Annotated in this window: 20 protein-coding genes; 6 read left to right on the top strand and 14 right to left on the bottom strand. The window is 66.0% G+C overall.

What is annotated here, in order from left to right; all coding sequences use genetic code 11:
- Positions 1 to 154: 154 nt before the first annotated feature.
- The 6 genes from ribB to gltX form a co-directional block, all read right to left on the bottom strand.
- A complete protein-coding gene (gene ribB, locus J0J06_RS09335) occupies positions 155 to 1,435 on the bottom strand; it encodes a 3,4-dihydroxy-2-butanone-4-phosphate synthase (RefSeq protein ID WP_294041311.1) in 1,281 nt (426 codons plus the stop codon).
- Between the two features lie 50 nt (positions 1,436 to 1,485).
- Positions 1,486 to 2,109 (bottom strand): riboflavin synthase, encoded by a 624-nt coding sequence (locus J0J06_RS09330; RefSeq protein ID WP_294041309.1) that lies wholly within the window; start codon positions 2,107 to 2,109, stop codon positions 1,486 to 1,488.
- Positions 2,109 to 3,125 (bottom strand): bifunctional diaminohydroxyphosphoribosylaminopyrimidine deaminase/5-amino-6-(5-phosphoribosylamino)uracil reductase RibD, encoded by a 1,017-nt coding sequence (gene ribD, locus J0J06_RS09325; RefSeq protein WP_294041307.1) that lies wholly within the window; start codon positions 3,123 to 3,125, stop codon positions 2,109 to 2,111. The genes J0J06_RS09330 and ribD overlap by 1 nt, the downstream gene beginning before the upstream one ends.
- Before the next feature lie 17 nt (positions 3,126 to 3,142).
- Positions 3,143 to 3,493, bottom strand: a complete 351-nt coding sequence (locus J0J06_RS09320) for a hypothetical protein (protein ID WP_294041306.1) — start codon at positions 3,491 to 3,493, stop codon at positions 3,143 to 3,145.
- A gap of 50 nt (positions 3,494 to 3,543) precedes the next feature.
- On the bottom strand, positions 3,544 to 4,200 hold the full coding sequence (locus J0J06_RS09315) for an energy transducer TonB (RefSeq protein ID WP_294041304.1): 657 nt from the start codon (positions 4,198 to 4,200) through the stop codon (positions 3,544 to 3,546).
- 172 nt (positions 4,201 to 4,372) lie between these two features.
- Positions 4,373 to 5,692 carry a glutamate--tRNA ligase gene (gene gltX / locus J0J06_RS09310; RefSeq protein ID WP_294041302.1) on the bottom strand — a complete coding sequence of 440 codons (1,320 nt, stop codon included), beginning with the start codon at positions 5,690 to 5,692 and terminating at the stop codon, positions 4,373 to 4,375.
- 82 nt (positions 5,693 to 5,774) lie between these two features.
- Between gltX and J0J06_RS09305 the strand changes: the two genes are divergently transcribed.
- The 3 genes from J0J06_RS09305 to J0J06_RS09295 all read left to right on the top strand — a co-directional run bounded on the left by J0J06_RS09305 (position 5,775) and on the right by J0J06_RS09295 (position 8,702).
- Positions 5,775 to 6,059 (top strand): hypothetical protein, encoded by a 285-nt coding sequence (locus J0J06_RS09305; protein ID WP_294041301.1) that lies wholly within the window; start codon positions 5,775 to 5,777, stop codon positions 6,057 to 6,059.
- Between the two features lie 57 nt (positions 6,060 to 6,116).
- Positions 6,117 to 6,518 carry a peptide-methionine (R)-S-oxide reductase MsrB gene (gene msrB, locus J0J06_RS09300; RefSeq protein WP_294041299.1) on the top strand — a complete coding sequence of 134 codons (402 nt, stop codon included), beginning with the start codon at positions 6,117 to 6,119 and terminating at the stop codon, positions 6,516 to 6,518.
- A gap of 90 nt (positions 6,519 to 6,608) precedes the next feature.
- The gene (locus J0J06_RS09295; protein WP_294042459.1) at positions 6,609 to 8,702 is read left to right on the top strand and encodes a transglycosylase domain-containing protein; all 2,094 of its coding nucleotides are present in this window, start codon (positions 6,609 to 6,611) and stop codon (positions 8,700 to 8,702) included.
- On the opposite strand, the gene J0J06_RS09290 is transcribed toward J0J06_RS09295, so the two are convergent.
- The 3 genes from J0J06_RS09290 to J0J06_RS09280 are packed head-to-tail and all read right to left on the bottom strand — an operon-like array spanning position 8,678 to position 10,352.
- Complete coding sequence (locus J0J06_RS09290) at positions 8,678 to 9,307, bottom strand: SprT family zinc-dependent metalloprotease (RefSeq protein ID WP_294042457.1); 630 nt, start codon at positions 9,305 to 9,307, stop codon at positions 8,678 to 8,680. The genes J0J06_RS09295 and J0J06_RS09290 overlap by 25 nt on opposite strands.
- A gap of 53 nt (positions 9,308 to 9,360) precedes the next feature.
- Positions 9,361 to 9,798 (bottom strand): YcgN family cysteine cluster protein, encoded by a 438-nt coding sequence (locus J0J06_RS09285; protein WP_294041297.1) that lies wholly within the window; start codon positions 9,796 to 9,798, stop codon positions 9,361 to 9,363.
- Positions 9,795 to 10,352: an SCO family protein gene (locus tag J0J06_RS09280; protein ID WP_294041295.1), complete on the bottom strand. Its 558-nt coding sequence runs from the start codon at positions 10,350 to 10,352 to the stop codon at positions 9,795 to 9,797. Before J0J06_RS09280 ends, J0J06_RS09285 begins: the two co-directional genes overlap by 4 nt.
- A gap of 84 nt (positions 10,353 to 10,436) precedes the next feature.
- On the opposite strand from J0J06_RS09280, the gene J0J06_RS09275 reads away from it, so the two are divergent.
- Positions 10,437 to 11,042 carry an ankyrin repeat domain-containing protein gene (locus J0J06_RS09275; RefSeq protein ID WP_294041293.1) on the top strand — a complete coding sequence of 202 codons (606 nt, stop codon included), beginning with the start codon at positions 10,437 to 10,439 and terminating at the stop codon, positions 11,040 to 11,042.
- Here J0J06_RS09275 and J0J06_RS09270 read toward each other — a convergent pair whose 3' ends face one another.
- The 3 genes from J0J06_RS09270 to J0J06_RS09260 all read right to left on the bottom strand — a co-directional run bounded on the left by J0J06_RS09270 (position 11,043) and on the right by J0J06_RS09260 (position 17,100).
- Complete coding sequence (locus J0J06_RS09270; protein ID WP_294041292.1) at positions 11,043 to 12,545, bottom strand: lipopolysaccharide biosynthesis protein; 1,503 nt, start codon at positions 12,543 to 12,545, stop codon at positions 11,043 to 11,045.
- Between the two features lie 112 nt (positions 12,546 to 12,657).
- Positions 12,658 to 15,444, bottom strand: coding sequence for a DNA polymerase I (gene polA / locus J0J06_RS09265; protein ID WP_294041290.1), 2,787 nt, complete (start codon positions 15,442 to 15,444; stop codon positions 12,658 to 12,660).
- Between the two features lie 45 nt (positions 15,445 to 15,489).
- Positions 15,490 to 17,100 (bottom strand): hypothetical protein, encoded by a 1,611-nt coding sequence (locus tag J0J06_RS09260; protein ID WP_294041288.1) that lies wholly within the window; start codon positions 17,098 to 17,100, stop codon positions 15,490 to 15,492.
- A gap of 56 nt (positions 17,101 to 17,156) precedes the next feature.
- On the opposite strand from J0J06_RS09260, the gene J0J06_RS09255 reads away from it, so the two are divergent.
- Complete coding sequence (locus J0J06_RS09255) at positions 17,157 to 17,294, top strand: hypothetical protein (protein WP_294041286.1); 138 nt, start codon at positions 17,157 to 17,159, stop codon at positions 17,292 to 17,294.
- Between the two features lie 11 nt (positions 17,295 to 17,305).
- On the top strand, positions 17,306 to 18,343 hold the full coding sequence (locus J0J06_RS09250; RefSeq protein WP_294041285.1) for a glycosyltransferase family 2 protein: 1,038 nt from the start codon (positions 17,306 to 17,308) through the stop codon (positions 18,341 to 18,343).
- Positions 18,344 to 18,347: 4 nt separating this feature from the next.
- Here the strand turns inward: J0J06_RS09250 and J0J06_RS09245 are convergent, their stop codons facing one another.
- Positions 18,348 to 19,079, bottom strand: coding sequence for a class I SAM-dependent methyltransferase (locus tag J0J06_RS09245; protein ID WP_294041283.1), 732 nt, complete (start codon positions 19,077 to 19,079; stop codon positions 18,348 to 18,350).
- Between the two features lies 1 nt (position 19,080).
- Positions 19,081 to 19,482 (bottom strand): GtrA family protein, encoded by a 402-nt coding sequence (locus tag J0J06_RS09240; protein ID WP_294042455.1) that lies wholly within the window; start codon positions 19,480 to 19,482, stop codon positions 19,081 to 19,083.
- Positions 19,483 to 19,502: the final 20 nt, after the last annotated feature.

The raw sequence follows: 19,502 nt of genomic DNA, 5'->3' as shown, positions 1-19,502 counted from the left end.
CGGCAGCGCGTCCCGGTCAGATAGCGGTCCTCGATCAGGACCGCGCGCAGGCCGTCGAGCGACGGGCGGCGGGCAGGATCGATCCGCCAGCGCCGCTCGCGCTCCACGAACGCATATTTGGGATCTGCCGCCTCGGTGGCGGCGGAGCGCATGCTCATCCCGCCGTGATCGCGCGCTCGCCGACGATCGACAGGCCGTAACCGTCGAGCGCGACCAGCGTGTGGTGGGTGTTGGTCAGCAGGATCATGTCGTCGATCCCGAGTTCGGTCAGGATCTGAGCGCCGACGCCATAATCGCGTATCTCCTCACTCGCCGGGCCACCAGCCTTTTGCTGGAGCGCCTGGCTGAACGCCCCCGTGCCGCCGCCGGTCGACAGCAGTACCACGACGCCGGACCCGGCGGCCCCGATCAATTCCATCGACCGCTCGAGTATTCGTCCACGATCGCCCTGTTCGCCGAACGTGTCGGCGAACAGGTTCATGGCGTGCATGCGGACCAAAGTCGGCTTGTCGGGATCGATGCGGCCCTTGATCAACGCGACCTGCTCGGTGCCGGTCGCCTTGTTATAATAGGTGCGGGCCAGCCACTCGCCGCCCCAGCGGCTGGTGAAGCGCGCCTCGGCACGGCGCTCCACGAGGTGGTCGTGCTGGCGGCGATAGGCGATCAGGTCGCGGATCGTGCCGATCTTCAGCCGGTGCGTTTCGGCGAAGGCAATCAAATCGTCCATCCGCGCCATCGTGCCGTCGTCCTTCATGATCTCGCAGATCACGCCAGAGGGGTTGAGGCCGGCCAGCCGCGAGACGTCGACCGCCGCCTCGGTATGCCCGGCGCGGACCAGCACGCCGCCGTCGCGCGCGACCAGCGGGAAGACATGGCCTGGCGTGACGATGTCCTGCTTGTGCTTGGAGGCGTCGATCGCGACCGACACGGTGCGCGCGCGGTCGTGCGCGGAGATACCGGTGGTAACGCCTTCGCGCGCCTCGATCGAGACGGTGAAGGCGGTTTCGTGGCGCGTGCCGTTGTTGCGGCTCATCAGTTCGAGGCCGAGCTGATCGACGCGATCCTTGGTCAAGGCGAGGCAGATGAGGCCGCGGCCGTGCTTCGCCATGAAGTTGATCGCGTCGGGAGTTGCCATCTGCGCGGGGACGATCAGGTCGCCCTCGTTCTCGCGATCCTCGTCGTCGACCAGGATGAACATGCGGCCGTTCCGAGCTTCCTCGATGATCTCCTCGATGGGCACGAGCGCGGGGCGTTTCTCGCGCTGGGTGAGGTAGCTTTCGAGCTTCTTCAGCGTGTCGGCGGTGGGATTCCATTCCTGCTCGTCGAGGCTGCGCAGCGAATTGGCGTGGAGCCCGGCGGCGCGGGCAAGCCCGGAGCGGGAAATCCCGCCCGAGGCGACGAGATCGCGAACGCGATCGATCAGCATCGTGCTCATGAGCGGGCGAATATCACATCACAATGTGATATGCCAAGATGATTTTCACATCAGGCTGGCTTTTGCAGCAGGCTCTGCATCCGCTGGAGATAGCGCGCGAGGACGTCGATCTCGATATTCACCGCCTGGCCCGCCTCGATCGCGCCGAGCGTCGTCACCGCCTGGGTGTGCGGGATGATGTTGACCGCGAAATGCGTCCCATCCTCGGCATCGCGAACCTGGTTGACGGTCAGCGACACGCCATCGACGGTCACCGACCCCTTGGCGGCGACGAACGGCGCAAGGGCCGGTGGCAAGCGAAAGCCGATCCGCTTCGAATCGCCGTCCGCGCATATGCCGAGTACTTCCGCGACGCCGTCGACATGGCCGGTCACGATATGGCCGCCGAGTTCGTCGCCCAGCTTCATCGCGCGTTCGAGGTTGAGCTTGCGGCCCTGGCTCCACTGGCTCGGCGCGCTGCGCGAAACGGTTTCGCCGGAGACGTCGACGGTGAACCAGCCTGGCCCCTCCGGACCGGATTTGTCGATGACAGTCAGGCACACGCCCGAGCACGAGATAGACGCGCCGAGATCGATCGTCGCGGTGTCGTACGCGGTCGCGATCCGCACGCGCAGGTCGCCGCGTTGCTCGACGCTCTCGATCGTGCCGATGTCGGTGATGATGCCGGTGAACATTATCGCACCCGTTCAAATTCTTCGAAAGTATCGATGCCCAACATCCGCCGGTCGCGCAACCGCCAGCGGCCATGCGCGTCGGCAAGATCGGTCAGGCCGATGTCACTGATCGCGGACTTGCCGCCGCCGATCAGGATCGGCGCGCGGTAGAGCAGGAGGCGATCGACCAGATCGGCGGCGAGGAATGCCGATGCGGTCTGCGCCCCGCCTTCGACGAGGAGGTGGTCGACGTTTTCGAGATCGGTGATTTGGCCCGGTGCATCGATCATCTCCCAACCGTCACCCCGGCCTCGTGCCGGGGTCCGCGCCGCCTCGGGCGATATAGCCTGCGGCTCGGCGGATGCCGGCACTAGGCCGGCATGACGACTAAGGAGAACCCGGCGCGGGCTGCGATCCTCCAGCCCGGCCAGGCGCACATCGAGGGCCGGGCTGTCCGTCTCAAACGTCCCACGTCCCACCAGGATCGCCTCATGCCGCGATCGCTCGACATGGGCGTGCGCACGCGCCGGGGCGCCGGTGATCCATTTGCTCTCGCCGTTCGCCAGCGCGATGCAACCGTCGAGCGAGGTCGCGAGCTTGAGCGTCACATGGGGTCGACCCAAGGCCCGCCGCGTCAGGAATCCTGCCATCGACCGCCGCGCATCGTCAGCCCGCAGGCCAGTTTCGACCGCGATCCCCGCCGCGCGCAACCGGTCGTGCCCGCGTCCATCGGTGCGCGGATCGGGATCGCTGAGCGCGACGACAATTGCCGCCACGCCCGCCGCGATCAGCAAGTCGCTGCACGCCGGCCCGCGGGGCGAGACATGCGCGCACGGCTCCAGAGTCGTGTAGACCGTGCTCCCGCGCGCGGCGTCGCCCGCCTCCGCCAGCGCCATCGCCTCGGCATGCGGCCGCCCGCCGGGCTGAGTCCAGCCGCGCCCGACGACTTTACCGTCCTTGACGATCACGCAGCCGACATTGGGATTGGGCGCGGTTTCGCCTCGCCCGCGTTCGGCGAGCGCCAGAGCGGCCCCCATCCATCGCGGATCGGCGGTCAGATGCCCCACTTCCTCAACTGGTCGCCCACGCGCTTGAACTCGGCGCGCTTCTTGGCCTCGAACTCGGCCTCCTTGGCGTCCTGGATCTTCTTCTTTTCCATGTCGATCTTCTGCTGCGCGATGATCTCCGCGTCGGTGCGGTCGGCACGCCACGACTGGACGTAGATGATGTCCGGCGCGACATAGGGCTTGTCGACCTTGGACGCGACCGCGAAGCCCACGACGATTCCCCCGCTAATAAAGAGGGCGGCGAACAGGAAGATGATCTCGTGCCGGCCGCGCGACGCCAGGAAGCGGCGCAAGTCAGCGAAGGCGCGCAAGGGATTGAAGCGAGCGATAGTACCCATACCGCCCAAGATAGGCGCCGGGCCGGCGAACCGCCAGCCCCGCGCGGCGTTCACTGATCCTGCAGTTCGAAGCGCAGGCTCATCGTCTTCCATTGCTCGATGGGCGTACCGTCGCTGGTCGCGGGCTTGAAGCGCCACTTGGTCAGCGCCTGTTTCTCCGCCGCGGCGAAGAAGGCGTCACTGGCGGCGGAGATGCGCTCGACCTGTTTCACGCGTCCGTCGGCGCCGATCAGCACGCGCAGCACGACGCGGCCGCTGTTGCCGGACCGGATTTCCGCCGCCGGATAGGGAGGCTGAAGCGCGCTGGCGTAGCTTGGGTCGTAGGCTGCGCCCACGATGACCGGCGCGGGCGGCGTCACCGGTGGCTTCAGGACCTCACCCGTACCCGGCGGGATAGGCGGGGGCGGCGTTTCCGGGAAAGTGGGGGCGGTGATGACCTTGTTGTCGGTGTCCACCTTCGTCGCGATTGGTGGAGTATAGACCTTCTGGTCGATCGGGTTCGACTTGGGCTGCGGCTTGGGATCGGGCGGGGGATCCTTGGGCGGAGTGATGTCGACGATGGTGATCGGCGGATGGATGATCCGCGCGATCTTCTCCGCCTGGGTGGACAGGATCAATCCCGCGATCGGCAGCGCCGTCGTCGCGAGCGCCAACGCCATGCTGCCGGGCTTGAACCCGCGGCTGGCAGCGAATTGGTTCGCATACATATGCCGTATCCTCTCTCATCGTCCCGACTTTGGTCGCCGAGTCGTGTTATGATACAACGTTACAAAATGTTGCACAAGAATGTGTCATATTCCGCGCTCCGGCGAATGCCGGAGCGTTGGAGAGGGAGCGCTTCGATCGCCAATGCTCCGGCCTTCGCCGGAGTTCTGACGGCTATTGGGACAGTCTTTCCAATGTCCGCATCCGCCCGATCAGCGGGAGCAACGCCGCCATGTCCGGGCCGTGATCGCGGCCGGTCAGCGCGCGGCGCAGGGGGAGAAAGAGCGCTTTGCCCTTGCGGCCGGTTTCGTCCTTCAGCGTGGCGGTTAGGGTATGCCAAGGGTCACGGTCCCACGCCATCTCGCCCACGACGCGATGCGCGGCGGCGAGGAAGTCACGATCCTCGGGATCGACCGTCGCGTCGATCGGCCCTTCCACCACGCGCCACCAGTCGGCGGCGTCGGCGACCTTGGTCAGGTTGGGCCGGATCGCTTCCCACCCGTTGCGGTCGATCCCGGCGGGCAGGCGATCGGCGACTGTCTCGTAATCGAGTTGGTGCACGATCCGCGCGTTCAACTGTGCCAGCTCCGCTTCATCGAATCGCGCCGGCGCGCGACCGAATCGCGCGAAATCGAACGCGGCGATCAGCGGGGCGGGATCGACGAACGGCTCGACCGGGTCGCTGGTGCCGATGCGGGCGAGCAACGACATGATCGCCTGCGGCTCGATGCCTTCATCACGGAAATGCTCGGCGCCGAGCGAGCCGAGCCGCTTCGACAATTTGCCCTCGCTGCCGGTCAGCAAAGCGGCGTGCGCGAACAGCGGGATCGGCGCGCCTAACGCCTCGAACATCTGGATCTGGAGCGCGGTGTTGGAAACATGGTCCTCGCCGCGCACGACGTGGGTTACGCCCAAGTCGATGTCATCGATCGCCGAGGGCAGCATGTAGAGCCACGAGCCGTCCGCGCGGCGGATGACGGGGTCGCTCATCGTTGTCGCGTCGAAATGCTGGTGGCCGCGGATCAGATCGCCCCATTCGATCGCGCCCGGCTCGAGCCTGAAGCGCCAGTGCGGGCGGACGCCGTCGGCTTCCAGCTTGGCGCGCTCGGCGTCGCTCAGCCTGAGCGCGGCGCGGTCGTAGATCGGGGGCAGGCCACGGCCCAACTGCACCTTGCGCTTGAGGTCGAGTTCCTGCGCGCTCTCGTACGCCGGATAGACGCGACCGGCGGTCCGCAATTCCTCGAACCGCGCCTCATAAAGATCGAACCGCTCCGACTGCCGCACCGTCACGTCCGGCGTCAGGCCCAGCCAGTCCAGATCGGCGCGAATCGAATCGACATAGCGCTCCTCGCTCCGCTCCCGGTCGGTATCGTCGATCCTGAGCACGAACTGCCCCCCGCCATGCCGCGCGCGCATCCAGTTGAGGATCGCCGTGCGGATATTACCGATATGGAGGTTGCCGGTCGGGCTGGGGGCGAAGCGGGTAACGGTCATCGCGGCGCTTTAGGGATCGGGAGCATCAGCGGCAACGGGCGGCGGATGTTGCGCTGGCGGAACGATGCGATAGACTTTGCCCATGCTGGCCTATCGCATCCTGTTCGGCGTCGTCGCTGCCACGGCCGCGATCTTTGCCTTCTTCTTCGTTTGGGGCCTGAGCGACGCGACGGTGTCGGGCGACAATATCGGGCTATGGCTGGTGATGCTCGGCGTGCCGGCTGCGGTGCTGTTCCTTGGCGATCGGCTGGCGGCGGCGGGGCAGCGGATCGCGGCGTCGGTTGTTCTCGCGCTGGTCGCGATTCCGGCGACGCTGACCGGGCTGTTCTTTCTGTCGGTGATCCTGCTCGTGCCCGACTGGAAATAACCCGGATCAGCGACGTTCCGCTTGACGCAAGACCCGCGCGATCCGATCTCGTTTCGCATGGAACACATTTCGCTCCCCGAGTCCGAATGGCGCAAGCGCCTGACGCCCGAACAGTATCACGTACTGCGCGAGGCGGGCACCGAACGTGCCTTCACCGGATTGTACAACGACAACAAGGCGGACGGCATCTACGCCTGCGCCGCGTGCGAGCTCGATCTGTTCGACAGCGCCGACAAATATGATTCGGGGTCGGGCTGGCCGAGCTTCACCCAGCCGATCGCCGAGGATCATGTCACCAACCATAGCGACATCAGCCATGGCATGACGCGGACCGAGACTCGCTGCGCGCGGTGCGACAGCCATCTGGGCCATGTCTTCCCCGACGGCCCGCCGCCGACCGGGCTGCGTTATTGCATGAATTCGGTGAGCCTCGATTTTCGGCCGCGAGGCGATGATTAACGGCCGCTTGTAGGCGCGACTCCTCTCCGGTATCTCGCGTCCGTGGCGAGTAAATCCGTTCGTATCGTGCCGAAGTGGCGGCGCTGGCTGATGCTGGCGCTGAAGATTACCGGCATCGGCTTCATCCTCGCGCTGCTGGCGCTGGTCATCGCGGTCTATGTGACGCGGGGGCAGCTGCCGAGCTTCGATGAGCTCAAATCCTCACCCAACGGCCAGATGATCCGCGTTCTCGCCGCGGACGGGACGCCGATCGTCAGCCTGGGGCCGAGTTACGGCGAATGGCTGACCTACGACCAGATCCCGCAAGTGATGAAGGACGCGATGGTCGCGGTCGAGGATCGCCGCTTCCGCGAGCATCCCGGCGTCGATCCGATCGGCATGATCCGATCGGTGCAGGTCCGCGTCACCGAAGGCCGATGGAAACAGGGCGGATCGACGATCACGCAGCAGCTGGCGCGCAACATCTTCCTGTCGTCGGCCAAGCAGTTCGGCCGCAAGTTCCGCGAGGGCATCCTGGCGCTCGCGATGGAGCGCAAGTTCACGAAGGACCAAGTGCTCGAACTATACCTCAACAAGGTTTATTTCGGGGGTGGGGCGTACGGCATCGACGCAGCGAGCCGCAAATTCTTCGGCCATGGCGCCGATCACCTGACGTTGAACGAGGCGGCGATCATCGCCGGGCTGGTCAAGGCGCCGTCGCATTATTCGCCGACCGCCGACGCGGAGGCCGCCGTCGGTCGCGCGGGCGTGGTGATCGGGCTGATGAAGGAAACCGGCAAGATAACCGCCGCGGAAGCGGCAGCCGCGAACCCGAAACTGGTCAAGCTGGCGCCCGAACCCAACCAGAACAGCGTGCGCTATTTCACCGACTGGGCGCTGCCGCAGCTCGAAAACCTGATCGACGAACCCAACCGTCCGCTGGAAGTGTGGACGACGATCGACATCAAGATGCAGAAGGCCGCCGACGCAGCGATCGCCGCCAACGCGCCATCCAATGCGCAAGGGGCGTTGATCAGCCTGGACCGGGACGGCGCGGTGCGCGCGATGGTCGGCGGCAAGGACTATGTGACGTCGAACTATAACCGGTCGGTCACCGCGCTGCGCCAGCCAGGGTCGTCGTTCAAATTGTTCGTCTATCTCGCCGCGCTGGAGGCCGGGAAGCGACCGACCGATCGCGTCGTCGACCAGCCGGTGACGATCAACGGCTGGAGCCCGCGCAACTCGTCGGGGCACAATTCGGGCGAAATGGATCTGCGGACGGCGTTCGCCTATTCGGTCAATACCGTCGCTGCGCAACTGGGCGAGGAGGTCGGCTTTTCGACGATCGCCGACATGGCGCGGCGGTTCGGCATCTCGACTCCGATCTCGACCTATCCGTCGATGGTGCTGGGGTCGAACGACGTCCGCGTGATCGACATGACTCGCGCCTTCGCCAGCGTCGCCAACAAGGGCGTGGCGGTGACGCCCTATGGCATCACCAAGGTCACATCGATGGGCGAGACGATCTACGCGCATGAGGTCGACCGCAGCCATGTTTTGGTAGCGCCCTATGTCGCACAGGAGATGACCGACCTGCTCCAGACCGCGGTCAACACCGGCACCGGCCGCGCGGCGCAGATCGGGCGGCCGGTCGCGGGCAAGACGGGGACGACCACGTCGAACAAGGACGGCTGGTTCATCGGCTTTTCCTCCGGGCTGACGACGGGCGTTTGGATGGGCCGCGACGACGCCAAGGTCGTGCCGGGCCTGCAGGGCGGCACCGCGCCCGCTCGCGCCTTTGCGGCGTTCATGAAAGTCGCGACCGCCGGGCGGCCAATCGAGCAGTTCGACACCGCGGTCACGCTGCCCGAATGGCAGTTGGAGAATGAAAGCGATTTCGGCATGCCGGACGACGGCCCGCTGGTCGACCCTGACGGCAACCCGATCCAGCCTGACCGGATCGCGCCAGACGACGGCATGGGCGGCGGCGACGCCGGCCTGCCGCCGCAGTCCGAGGGCGATACGCCCCAGACCGCGCCCGACGGAGCCGGAGCCGCGAAACAGCCCGAACGGCTGGACAAGAAATGGCTCGACCGCGTGACCGGCGACGATTCGAGCGGGGGCAAGCCGCGCACCCCGCCGCGCGACCATTCACAACCGGCCGACCGCCCCCGCGACGTTCAGGATCGCCGCCCCAGCCAGTGAAGCCCCGCGCCGTGGCGCTTGAGCCAAGCGCGCGCCGGGGCCGGGTCCGCGCCGTACAAATCGCGCAAGGCCGCGTAGAAAGCGGGCGAATGGTTCATGTGCAGCCGGTGCGCGACTTCGTGCGCGACGGTAGCGCGGCGGACATGCGGCGGGGCGAAGATCAGTCGCCAGCTATAGCGGATCGCGCCGGTCGACGCGCAACTGCCCCAGCGCGCCTTGGGATCGGCGACTGACACGCGCGTGATGCCGACCCCAACCTTGGCGGCGTAATAAGCAGTCTCGTCGGACAGGACGGAAAGGGCGCGGCGCTTGAGCCAAGTCTCGATGCGGCGGGAAAGGCCCTCGATCGGGCCGCCGCATGCCAGTCGTCCGTCCTCGATGCGGATCGTTCGCGGCCGTTCCGGCGACCAGTCGATCACGACATCCTCGCCCTCGACCGGCATTATCGCGCCGGGTTCGAAGGGTCGCGCCTCGGGCAGCTTGACACGTTGCGCGTCGATCCAGCCGCGATGTTCCTCCACCCATGTCATCGCGCGCTTGAGCGAGGCACGGGGCGGCAGCGTCAGGCGCACGCGCCCGCTCGCCGGATCGACCGACAGCCGCATCCGCCGCGCCCGGGCATGGCGCACGATCTCGATCTCGCTGTCGGTAAGCGGGTTCACAACTTACGATCGACCATGTGGAATTCGAGGTCGCCGGCATCGTCCTCGCTGACCGTCCAGCCGCGCGTCGATTCGCCCGCGCGATGCACCGCTTCGCGGTCGCCACATACCAGATAATGCCAGTCGGGCAGCTTCTCGCCGTTCGAGCGTAGCCGATACGCGCAAGTCGATGGCAGCCATTCGGTCGTGAAGACGTTGTCAATGTCGAGCCGCACGCAATCGGGCACGAATTTGCGGCGGTTCTTGTAATCCTTGCACTGCGCCGTGCGGCGATCGAGCAACTTGCACGCGACGTTGGTCGGATAGAGCTCGCCGGACTCATCGTCCTCCAGCTTGTGCAGGCAGCATTTGCCGCAGCCGTCGCACAAAGCCTCCCATTGGCCGCGGTCGAGTTCGGCCAGCGCCTTCGTTTCCCAGAACCTGTCCGTGGTCATTTGACCCAGCGCTTGATCTCGTCGGCGGTCGCTTCGGCTCCTTCGTCGGTCGGGAGCAATGCGATCGGCTTGTTGTCGGGATCCATCAGATAGGCGGCGTTGCTGTGATCGACCAGATAGCCGCCGCCCGGGGTGGTTTTCCCCTTGGTGGCGAACACGCCATATTCGCGCGCTACCGCCTTGATCACCGCGGGGCTGCCGGTGAGCCCGACGAAGCGCGGGTAAAAAGCGCGGACGAACTGGCCGACCACCTTGGGCGTGTCGCGTTCCGGGTCGATCGTCACGAATACCGGCACGACCTTGGCCGACAAAGCGGGGTCGCTCTTGTCGAGACTGCGCATCGCCGCGCCGATCGTCTGCGCCGTGGTTGGGCACACGTCCGGGCAGAAAGTATAGCCGAAATACATGATCCGGTATTTGCCGGCGAAGCTCTTGTCGGTGGCCGTCTTGCCGTTCTGGTCGGTCAGCGCGAAGGGACCGCCGATCTTCGCACCGGCCAGCGGGGGCGGCGGCGACGTGCAACTCGCCAGCGCCAGCGCCACAACGATCGACATTCGGGAAAAATTCATCGCGGCGCCAGCCTTGATCCTTTAGGGGCGGAGACGCAAGTTAGCCGCTCCCTTCCAAGGTATTCGCTCATGGCCCCTTCGTTTCTCCGCCTCGCCCTCGCCGGCGTCCTGATCGTTGCCTCGGTTCCAGCCGTCGCGCAGCTGAAGGGCTCCCCGGGTTATGAATTCCTCAATGCGGTTCGCGAGGACAAGGGGGCCGATGTCGATAAGATACTCGCCAAACCCGGGTCGCGGATCATCGACACGCAGGATGTGACGACCGGCGAAACCGCTTTGCACATCGTCGCAAAGCGCAACGACTCGCGCTACATCAGCTATCTGCTCGCCAAGGGCGCCAATCCCAACATCAAGGACAATGCAGGCAACACGCCGCTGATCGTCGCGGTTGATCGCGGCTTCGCCGGCCTGATCCCGATCCTGCTGAAGGGCAAGGCCAACCCCAACTTCGTCGGCGAAGGTGGACAGACCCCGCTGATCAAGGCGGTGCTGCGTCGCGACGAGGAAATGGTCCGCACGCTGCTCGACGGCGGCGCCGATCCTGATCGCAAGGACTATCTGGCCGGCAAGTCGGCGCGCGATTACGCCAATGAGGACGCACGCAGCGCAACGCTCGCCAAACTGTTCAAGGATGTGCCGGTCAAGACTCGCCGCGCGGTGTCGGGGCCGACGCTCTAGCTAGACCGTGTCGGGTCGCCCAGCGCCGGGCAGTTTCTGGAACAGGGTCCGGTCCTCGGCCTTGAACGCGTAGCGCCACACGACAAACAGGAACGCCGCCACCAAAGCAGGTTCGCCGAACACCAGTTCCGCCCATTCGAACCGCTTCGGCAGCAGCGTGAACAAGGTCCCGACCACGACCGACGCGCCGATCGCCGCCAGGAACGACCAGCGCCACGCCATTACCGGCGCGCCGAGCATCCGGCGCAGCACGCTCGCCTTGATCAGCGAGGTGAGTGTCAGTGACAGCAACAGCGCCAGTGCGGGGCCTGCCGCCTGGTAGTTGGTCGGCCAGCCCATGCGGCGCATCACGAGGATCAGCGCGAAGCTGAGGCCGATCTGGAACGCAAGCATGAAGATCGAGATCATCAGGTTGCGGTGCCGCGCCATATAGACGAGCGCGGCTTCGCTGACCGCGCCTTGCGTCGCCAGCACCTCTCCCCACAACAGGAAGCCGAGCGCGGCGGTGCCCGCGACGAATTGCGGGCCGATCAGCCCCATCACCGCTTGGCCCGGAATCGACCCCATCAGTGCGACGATCGCCTGCGCCGACATGATCCAGAACCCGACCTGGCGGACTTGCTGCGCGATTGCGGCGCGGTCGTCCTTCGCCAGGCTCTGAGTAATGACGGGGCCGAGGATCGGGTCGAAGCTCGATTTCAGTTTCTGCGGTATCGAGCTGATCTGCTGCGCCATGTAGTAGATGCCGACATATTTGGGCTCGAACATCACGCCCAGGATGAAGCGGTCGACGTTGCGCGTGCCCCATTCGATCGTCTCGGCTCCGGCCAGCGGCGCGTTGCGCCGCGCCATCGCCGCGACGCGTCCCAGATGCGGGCGCCAGCCGTGCGGGCGGCCATAGCTGCGGATCATCGGGATCAGCGACGCGACCATCGCCGCGGTCAGCGCGGTCATATAAGCGAGCATCAAACCGTCGCCGCGCGCGATGTAATAATAGACCAGGACCGCGACCGAAATCGTCCAAGGCTCGACGATCGCGCGCGCCGTCACCGACGCCGCGATGTTGCGGCGATAGGCTAGCGCGGCAAGCGATACGTCGGACAGCGCGATCGGAATGATCGTCAGCGCGAACCAGCGATCGAAGCCGTCGGTGACGCCGTCGGGGAACATGGCTTGCGGGAAAGCGAACAGCAGCCCACCGATCGCCAGCGCGGCGATCAGCGCGAGGAGCAGCGCATCCCACACCGTCCCGGCATCACCGCGCCCTTCTGGTCCTTCAGCCAGCGCGAGCGCCAGCCCGCGCTTTAGCCCCAATGTCGCGATCAGTGCGCCGAGTTCGATCACCACCACCGCGAGCGCGTAGCGCCCCACCGCGTCCGGGCCGTACATCCGCCCCGCGATGAACAGGAACGGCATCCGCGCGATCAGCCGGATGGCGAACCCGCCGATATTGGTGCGGCCGCCCTTAGCGAGCGTGCCGATGTCGGAAGGGGTTTCAGCCACGACGCACTTTCGTGAGCGCGACCCCGGCGAAGGCTAGGGTAGCGTCGCGTGTGGCTGGTCGCCGGACGCCGGCATTCGCCGGGGTGGCGAGAAAAATTCCAACGCCCGTCATCTAGTGCGCCGCACCCCAGCTCGGCCCGGTGCCAATCTCGATCCCAAGCGGGACGTTGAGCTTCACGGCCGGTTCGGCGGCGGTCGCCATGACGTGTTCGATCACCGGCTTGGCAGCCTCGACCTCGTCGTCCGGGACTTCGAACACCAGTTCGTCATGGACCTGGAGCAGCATCTTCGTGCCCGTCACTCCCGCTTCGCTCAGTGCTGGGCCCATCCGCGCCATCGCGCGTTTGATGATGTCGGCCGACGTGCCCTGGATCGGCGCGTTGATCGCGGCGCGCTCGGCGCCTTGGCGGATATGCTGGATCGAGGCCTTGATCTGCGGGAACCACGTCTTCCGCCCGAACAGGGTCTGAGTGTAGCCCAGACGCCGCACGCCCTCGAGCGTTTCATTGATGTACGCCGAGATGCCGGGAAACCGCTCGAAATAGCGGGAGATCATCGCCTGCGCCTCGTCCGGGTCGATCTCCAGCCGCGACGCCAGACCCCAGCGAGAAATGCCGTAGAGGATCGCGAAGTTGATCGTCTTGGCGCGGCCGCGCGTGTCGCGATTGACCTCGCCGAACAGTTCGTTGGCGGTTGCGGCGTGGATGTCCTCGCCACGCAGGAAAGCGTCGCGCAATGGCGGCACGTCGGCCATGTGCGCGGCGAGGCGCAGCTCGATCTGCGAATAGTCTGCGGCCAGGATCACATGGCCGGGTTCGGCGATGAAGGCGTCGCGGATCTGTCGGCCGGTCTCAGTGCGGATCGGGATGTTCTGCAAATTCGGGTCTGTCGAGGACAGGCGCCCGGTCTGCGCGCCGGTCAGGCTGTAGCTGGTGTGGACGCGGCCGGTGTCGCGGTCGATCTGCGCCTGTAGTGCGTCGGTGTAGGTCGACTTGAGCTTCGACAGCTGACGCCAGTCGAGCACCAGCCCTGCGATCGCGACGCCCTCCGCCTTCATCTTTTCGAGCACGGTGACGTCGGTTGAATAGGCGCCGGACTTGCCCTTCTTGCCGCCCTTCAGCCCCATCTTGTCAAACAGGATCGCGCCCAATTGCTGCGTCGATCCGATCTGGAAGGGCTGGCCCGCCTCGGCCTGGATCGCTTCCTCCAGCCGCGCCATCTCCTGCGCGAACTGGCCGGAGAGGCGTGAGAGTTGGTCGCGATCGACCTTGATCCCGGCGCGCTCCATGCCCGCGACGACCCGGATCAGCGGTCGGTCGACCATCTCGTACACGCGCGTCGCGCCTTCATAGGCGAGCCGCGGCTTGAATCGCGTCCACAGCCGCCACGTCACGTCGGCGTCCTCGCCGCCATACCGGGTCGCCTGGTCGAGCGGCACCTGGGCGAAGCTGATCGCCTTCTTGCCGGTGCCGGTCACGTCCTTGAAGCTTATGCAGGTGTGTTCGAGGACGGCGTGGGCGGCCTCGTCCATGCCGTGCCCTGCAAGGCTCTGGCCGGCGTCGAGGTCGAAGCTCATTACCATCGTGTCGTCGATCGGCGACACGTCGAGACCGTGGCGGATCAGTACGTTCAGGTCGTATTTGATGTTGTGCCCGATCTTGAGCACGCCGGGATCGACCAGCAGCGGCTTAAGAAGCCGCACCACGTCGGCAAGCGGCAGTTGCGGCGGCACTTCGCCGAACATGTCGTCGCTCGACCGGTGTGCGATCGGAATGTAGCAGGCACGCCCCGGCTTCGTCGCCAGGCAGATGCCGACCAAATTGGCGGCGATCGCGTCGAGCGAGTCGGTTTCGGTATCGATCGCGATCGTGCCGCTGGCACGGCTCTCCGCGACCCACGCCTCGAGCCGTTCGATCGTCGTGACCGTCTCGTACGCGTGGCAGTCGATCGGGGGCAGGTCGACGAAGTCCGGGGTCGCCGCCGCGACCTCGCCGACCGCCGCGGCGACGGGATCGGCGGTCTCGCGGCCCGGCGCATGCGCGGCCATGCGCGACAGCATGGTCTTGAACCCCTGGTCCTCCAGAAAGGCGCGCAGGGGTTCAGGCGGGATGCCCTCCAGCTTCAGTTCGTCGAGCGTCAGCGGCACGTCGGTCTCGGTGTGCAGCGCCACGAGCTGACGCGACAACCGCGCCATTTCCTCATGCTCGATCAGATTGTCGCGCATCTTCGATGGCTTCATGCCGGGCACGGCGGCGAGAACGGCGTCGAGATCGCCATATTCGCCGATCAGCTTGGCGGCGGTCTTCGCCCCGATGCCCGGCACGCCCGGCACGTTGTCGACCGCATCGCCCATCAGCGCGAGCACGTCGCCGAGCTGGTCGGGCCGCACGCCGAACTTTTCGTGCACGTAGGGCGCGCCGCGCCGTTCGTTCTTCATCGTGTCGAGCATGTCGACACCGGGCAGGGCGATGAGCTGCATCAGGTCCTTGTCGGAACTGACGATGGTGACGTCCCACCCCGCCGCCACTGCGCGCATGGTGTAGGTGGCGATTATGTCGTCGGCCTCGAACCCCTCCTGCTCGATGCACGGCAGGCTGAACGCGCGCGTGGCTTCGCGGATCAGGGGGAATTGCGGGATCAGGTCCTCTGGCGGCGGCGGGCGCTGCGCCTTGTATTTGTCGTAGAGGTCGTTGCGGAACGTATGCGACCCCTTGTCGAGCACCACTGCGAGGTGAGTCGGCCCCTCTGCCTTGTCGAGCGCGTCGGCGAGCTTCCACAGCATCGCCGTATAGCCATAGACGGCCCCCGCCGGGACTCCGTGTCGGTTGGTCAGCGGCGGCAGCTGGTGATAGGCGCGGAAGATGTAGCCGGAGCCATCGACAAGGTAGAGATGAGGCATCGTGTGGGTGGAGATAGCCCAGCCGCGGGCCATGACAAAGCCCGGTTATAGCTGTGTCCAGATGTTCCCATGCTGGCGATCGAGCATGCACACGTCGCCCAGGCCGTAGCGCGCGGCATAGGCGCGGGCGCGATCGGGGAAATCGGCACGCGCGGGATCGGTGAAGTCCCAGCCGGGCGGGTTGAAGCTGGAAAAGCCGTTGAGCATCGGCAGGCGGTAAACCTCCGCCAGCACCATCGCATCGACATTGTGCGCGTAGATCGCGTCGTTCTTCGGGTCCTGCACCGGATAGGGATAGGGGCGGCCCGAGCGGATGACGAAATAGCGGCAGAGCGGTGGCGGTGCTGGCATGGTCGCGATCATCGCCAGTTGCTGCGACTGGTCGAGCCGCACGGGCGCGTCGGTTCCGGCGGCTTGCTCGGCGATCAGCGCCGTGGCGAGCAGGGAAGCGGACCATCGCCCCTTCATCCGGTCCAGGAAGCGTGCCGCCAGCGCGATGCACGGCACCAGCAACACGAGTTGGAACCGCCCGATCACGCGCAGCGCAGACGCGCCGGGGATCAAATGCATGGCATACCACGGCGTCACGGGGCCGATCCGCAGCACCAGCAGCCAGCTCACCCCGAGCGCCAGCGCGACCAGCCGCCAGGCGGTCAACGGCGTCTTCAGGCGCATCGCGCGAACGATTGCGATCAGAGCGACGATGAGCAGAATCGGCAACACGCCGAACACCATGTCCTGCCCCGCGCCGCCATGCAGCAGCCACGACCAGATCGCGTTGTTCGCGCCGGGGTCGACCATGGCCGGTAGCGTGAGGGTCGTGCGCGACACGCCGGTAAAACCGCGTGATCCGGTCTCGAGCGCCTTACTGACATAGACGGCCAGGAAGGGAGCGAGCAGGATCAGCGCGGCTACACCGATGATCGCCAGACCGCCGCGCAGGTGGTGCGCCGCCGCGAAGACCTGTCGCCGCGCGTCGCGCCCGGACGCCAGGCGCAGCATCAGCATCACCAGCAGGAAGAAGGCGAAGAACCACGCGGTGTAATAGGCCGTGCTGATCCAGACTGCGAAGATAGCGACGAACGCCAGCCCGTTGCGCAGCAGGCCGGGTCGGTCGCCGCGATCGAGCGCCTCGATCGCGCCCCATGCCCAATAGCCCGCGATCGGCGCCAGCGCGATCGTCAGCAACTGGGCGTGGTTGACGTGGATGAGCGTGAGGTCGGCGATCGTGAACAGCACCGCGCCGAACAACGCCCAGCCTCTGCGAACCTCTGCCCGGCGGCGCAGGAACGCATACATGCCGGCGAACCCGATCAGCTTCATCGTCACGTTGACGATCTCCGCCGCCGCCACCAGCGGTAAACCGGCGGTGCGTGCGATGCTGTAAATCAGGCCATAAAGCAGGTAGCCATCATTATAGCCAAGCGAGTTCGCGGCGGGCTGGAAATAGGCCATGCGGTTCCACGGCTCGACCCCGTGGAAGACATTGTCCCAATGCTGCAGGATCGAAACCTCGATCATGCCGTCATAACTGTCGCCCGAAAAACGCGTGAATCCTGATGCGATGTGGAAGCGGAAGAACCACGCGACCGACGCGACGGCGGCGACGATCACGGCGGCGCGCCAGGCGAACGAACGAAGGGTCGGCGCGGTCATCGCCCGTGGCGATAGCCGAGCTTCCGCCTGTCGGTAAAACGCTTTAGGCTCACCCCATGCCAGCAACCGACGAGAAAGCCGCTCGCCTCGCCGCGCAGCTTCGCGCCAACCTCCGGCGCCGCAAGGAACAGGCGCGCGGGGGCGCCGCCGCGCCGATGACGAAACCCGATGACGCGGGCGACCGAGACGCCTAAGGAGCGCCGCCATGCACCGACCGCAACTCTCGATCGTCGTTCCCTGCTACAACGAAGCTTTGTCGCTGCCGCAGCTCCACGCGCGTGTCAGCGCCGCCGCCAGGGCCGAGGTCGGCGAGGATTACGAACTCGTGCTGATCAATGACGGATCGAAGGATGACAGCTGGCCGATCATGCAGCGGCTGTCGGCAGAAGACCCCCGGCTGGTGGCGATCAACCTGTCGCGCAACCACGGGCATCAACTCGCGCTGACGGCCGGACTCGATCTATGCGCGGGCGAGCAGATCCTGATCATCGATGCCGACCTGCAGGATCCGCCCGAATTGCTCGGCGAGATGCGTGGCATGATGGCGCGCGAACAGGCCGACGTCGTCTATGCCGTGCGCCGCAAGCGCGAGGGCGAGACCTTCTTCAAGAAGGCGACCGCCGCGATGTTCTACCGGTTGCTCGACCGCGTTACCGACACGCCGATCCCCCTCGACACCGGCGATTTCCGGCTGATGAGCAGGCGTGCGCTCGACGCGTTCCTGAGCTTGCCCGAACAGGCGCGCTTCATTCGCGGGATGGTGGCATGGGTCGGGTTCCGCCAGGTGCCGTTCCCCTATGACCGCGCGGAGCGGTTCGCGGGCGAGACCAATTATCCGTTGTCGAAGATGCTGCGGCTCGCGTTCGACGCGATGACGGGGTTTTCGACCAAGCCGCTGACGCTCGCGAGCCATTTCGGCGTGGCGCTAGGCGGAGCGTCGGTGCTGCTGCTGCTCTATATCGGTTATGGTTTCCTGCGGGGCAGCACGGTGCCGGGCTGGACGTCGACCATGTTCGTCGTCGTGCTGCTGGGATCGGTGCAGATGTTCGTGCTCGGCCTGATCGGGGAATATCTCGGGCGGCTCTATGTCGAGGCGAAGCGTCGGCCGCTTTATCTGGTGTCGGACGTGGCCGGACCGGTGAAGGGCACGGCCAAGCTCGGCTATCGCGCGGGTGACGGGCACAACATCACCGTCGCGCCGACTGCGCCCGATCCCGTCGAGCAGCCGAAGGCAGCGGAATAGGCGCTCAGCCCTTTGGTATCGCCAGCGTCAGGATCGACACGCCCGGCGTCATCGGCATACGGCCGACCATGTGGCGCTCCAACCGGAAGATCGCCTCGAACGCCTTGTTGAGCGGCTTGGCCGGCGGCGAATCGTCGCTGTCGTCGCGACCGGTCAGCCGGCCTGCGACGCGCGCCGCGGCGGCGACGGGGAACAGCAGCGAGTTGAAATAGCCCAACTTTTTCGGCGCCAGCCCCGCTGCGTCGATCGCCGCCTTCAGGCTCGCCTTCGAATAGCGGCGATGATGATGGTTCACGACATCGTGCGCCGACCACATCCATTGATGCGCCGGCACCGCGATCAGGATCTTGCCGCCGGGCTTCAGGCATTCCTTCATCGCCTTCAGTGCAGCGACGTCGTCCTCGATATGCTCGACCACGTCGAGCACAGCGATCATGTCGTAGGCGCCACGCTCGATCCCCGGCAGCGACGGCAACGGCGCATCGCTGACCGGTTTGCCGAGGCGTTTCGCGGCGATATCGCGCGCCGCCGCGTCGATCTCGATCGCATCGACCGTACCGAATTGCTGGAGCATCGGGATGTTGTGCCCGGTGCCGCAACCGATTTCGAGAATGCGCGCATCCTTCGGCAAGTCCGCATAGCGTGCGACGTAATCGTGCAGGATGTCGCGGCGCGCGGTGTACCACCAATGCGTCGAATCATGCTCCGCCATGCGGTCGTAAACGATACGGTCCATCTTATCCGAATACCCACTGGCGGTTGAGCGCGAAGGTCGCGAGCGGCGTGATCGTCACGATCGGGATCAGCGGCAGCCATGCCGGTCCGTGGAACAGCGGCCCGGTGATGATCCAGGTGAACAGTGCGTTGAGCACCAGCCCGAAGCCCTGGACGAGCAGGAACTTGCCGTGCTGCTTCCCGCTATTGTCGCGCGTTCCGTGCCCCTTGAAGCTCCACGCCGAGTGGAGGAAGAATCCCGCAGTCACCGCGACCAGAAACGCCGGCGGCACCGCGATCACTGCCTTGTTGCCGGTGAACACCCACCAGGCTAGCGGCAGGTAGACCGCCGAATAGATCACGGTCGAGATCACGCCCGCGATGCCGAAGCGGATAAGCTGGCCGAGCACGCCGCTCGCTCGCATTGCGTCGAATTGTTTGAGGA

It is taken from the genome of Sphingomonas sp., from assembly GCF_017304615.1.
In the GTDB taxonomy this organism is placed as follows: Bacteria; Pseudomonadota; Alphaproteobacteria; order Sphingomonadales; family Sphingomonadaceae; genus Sphingomonas.
This window is presented reverse-complemented; position numbering and strand designations above follow the sequence as displayed.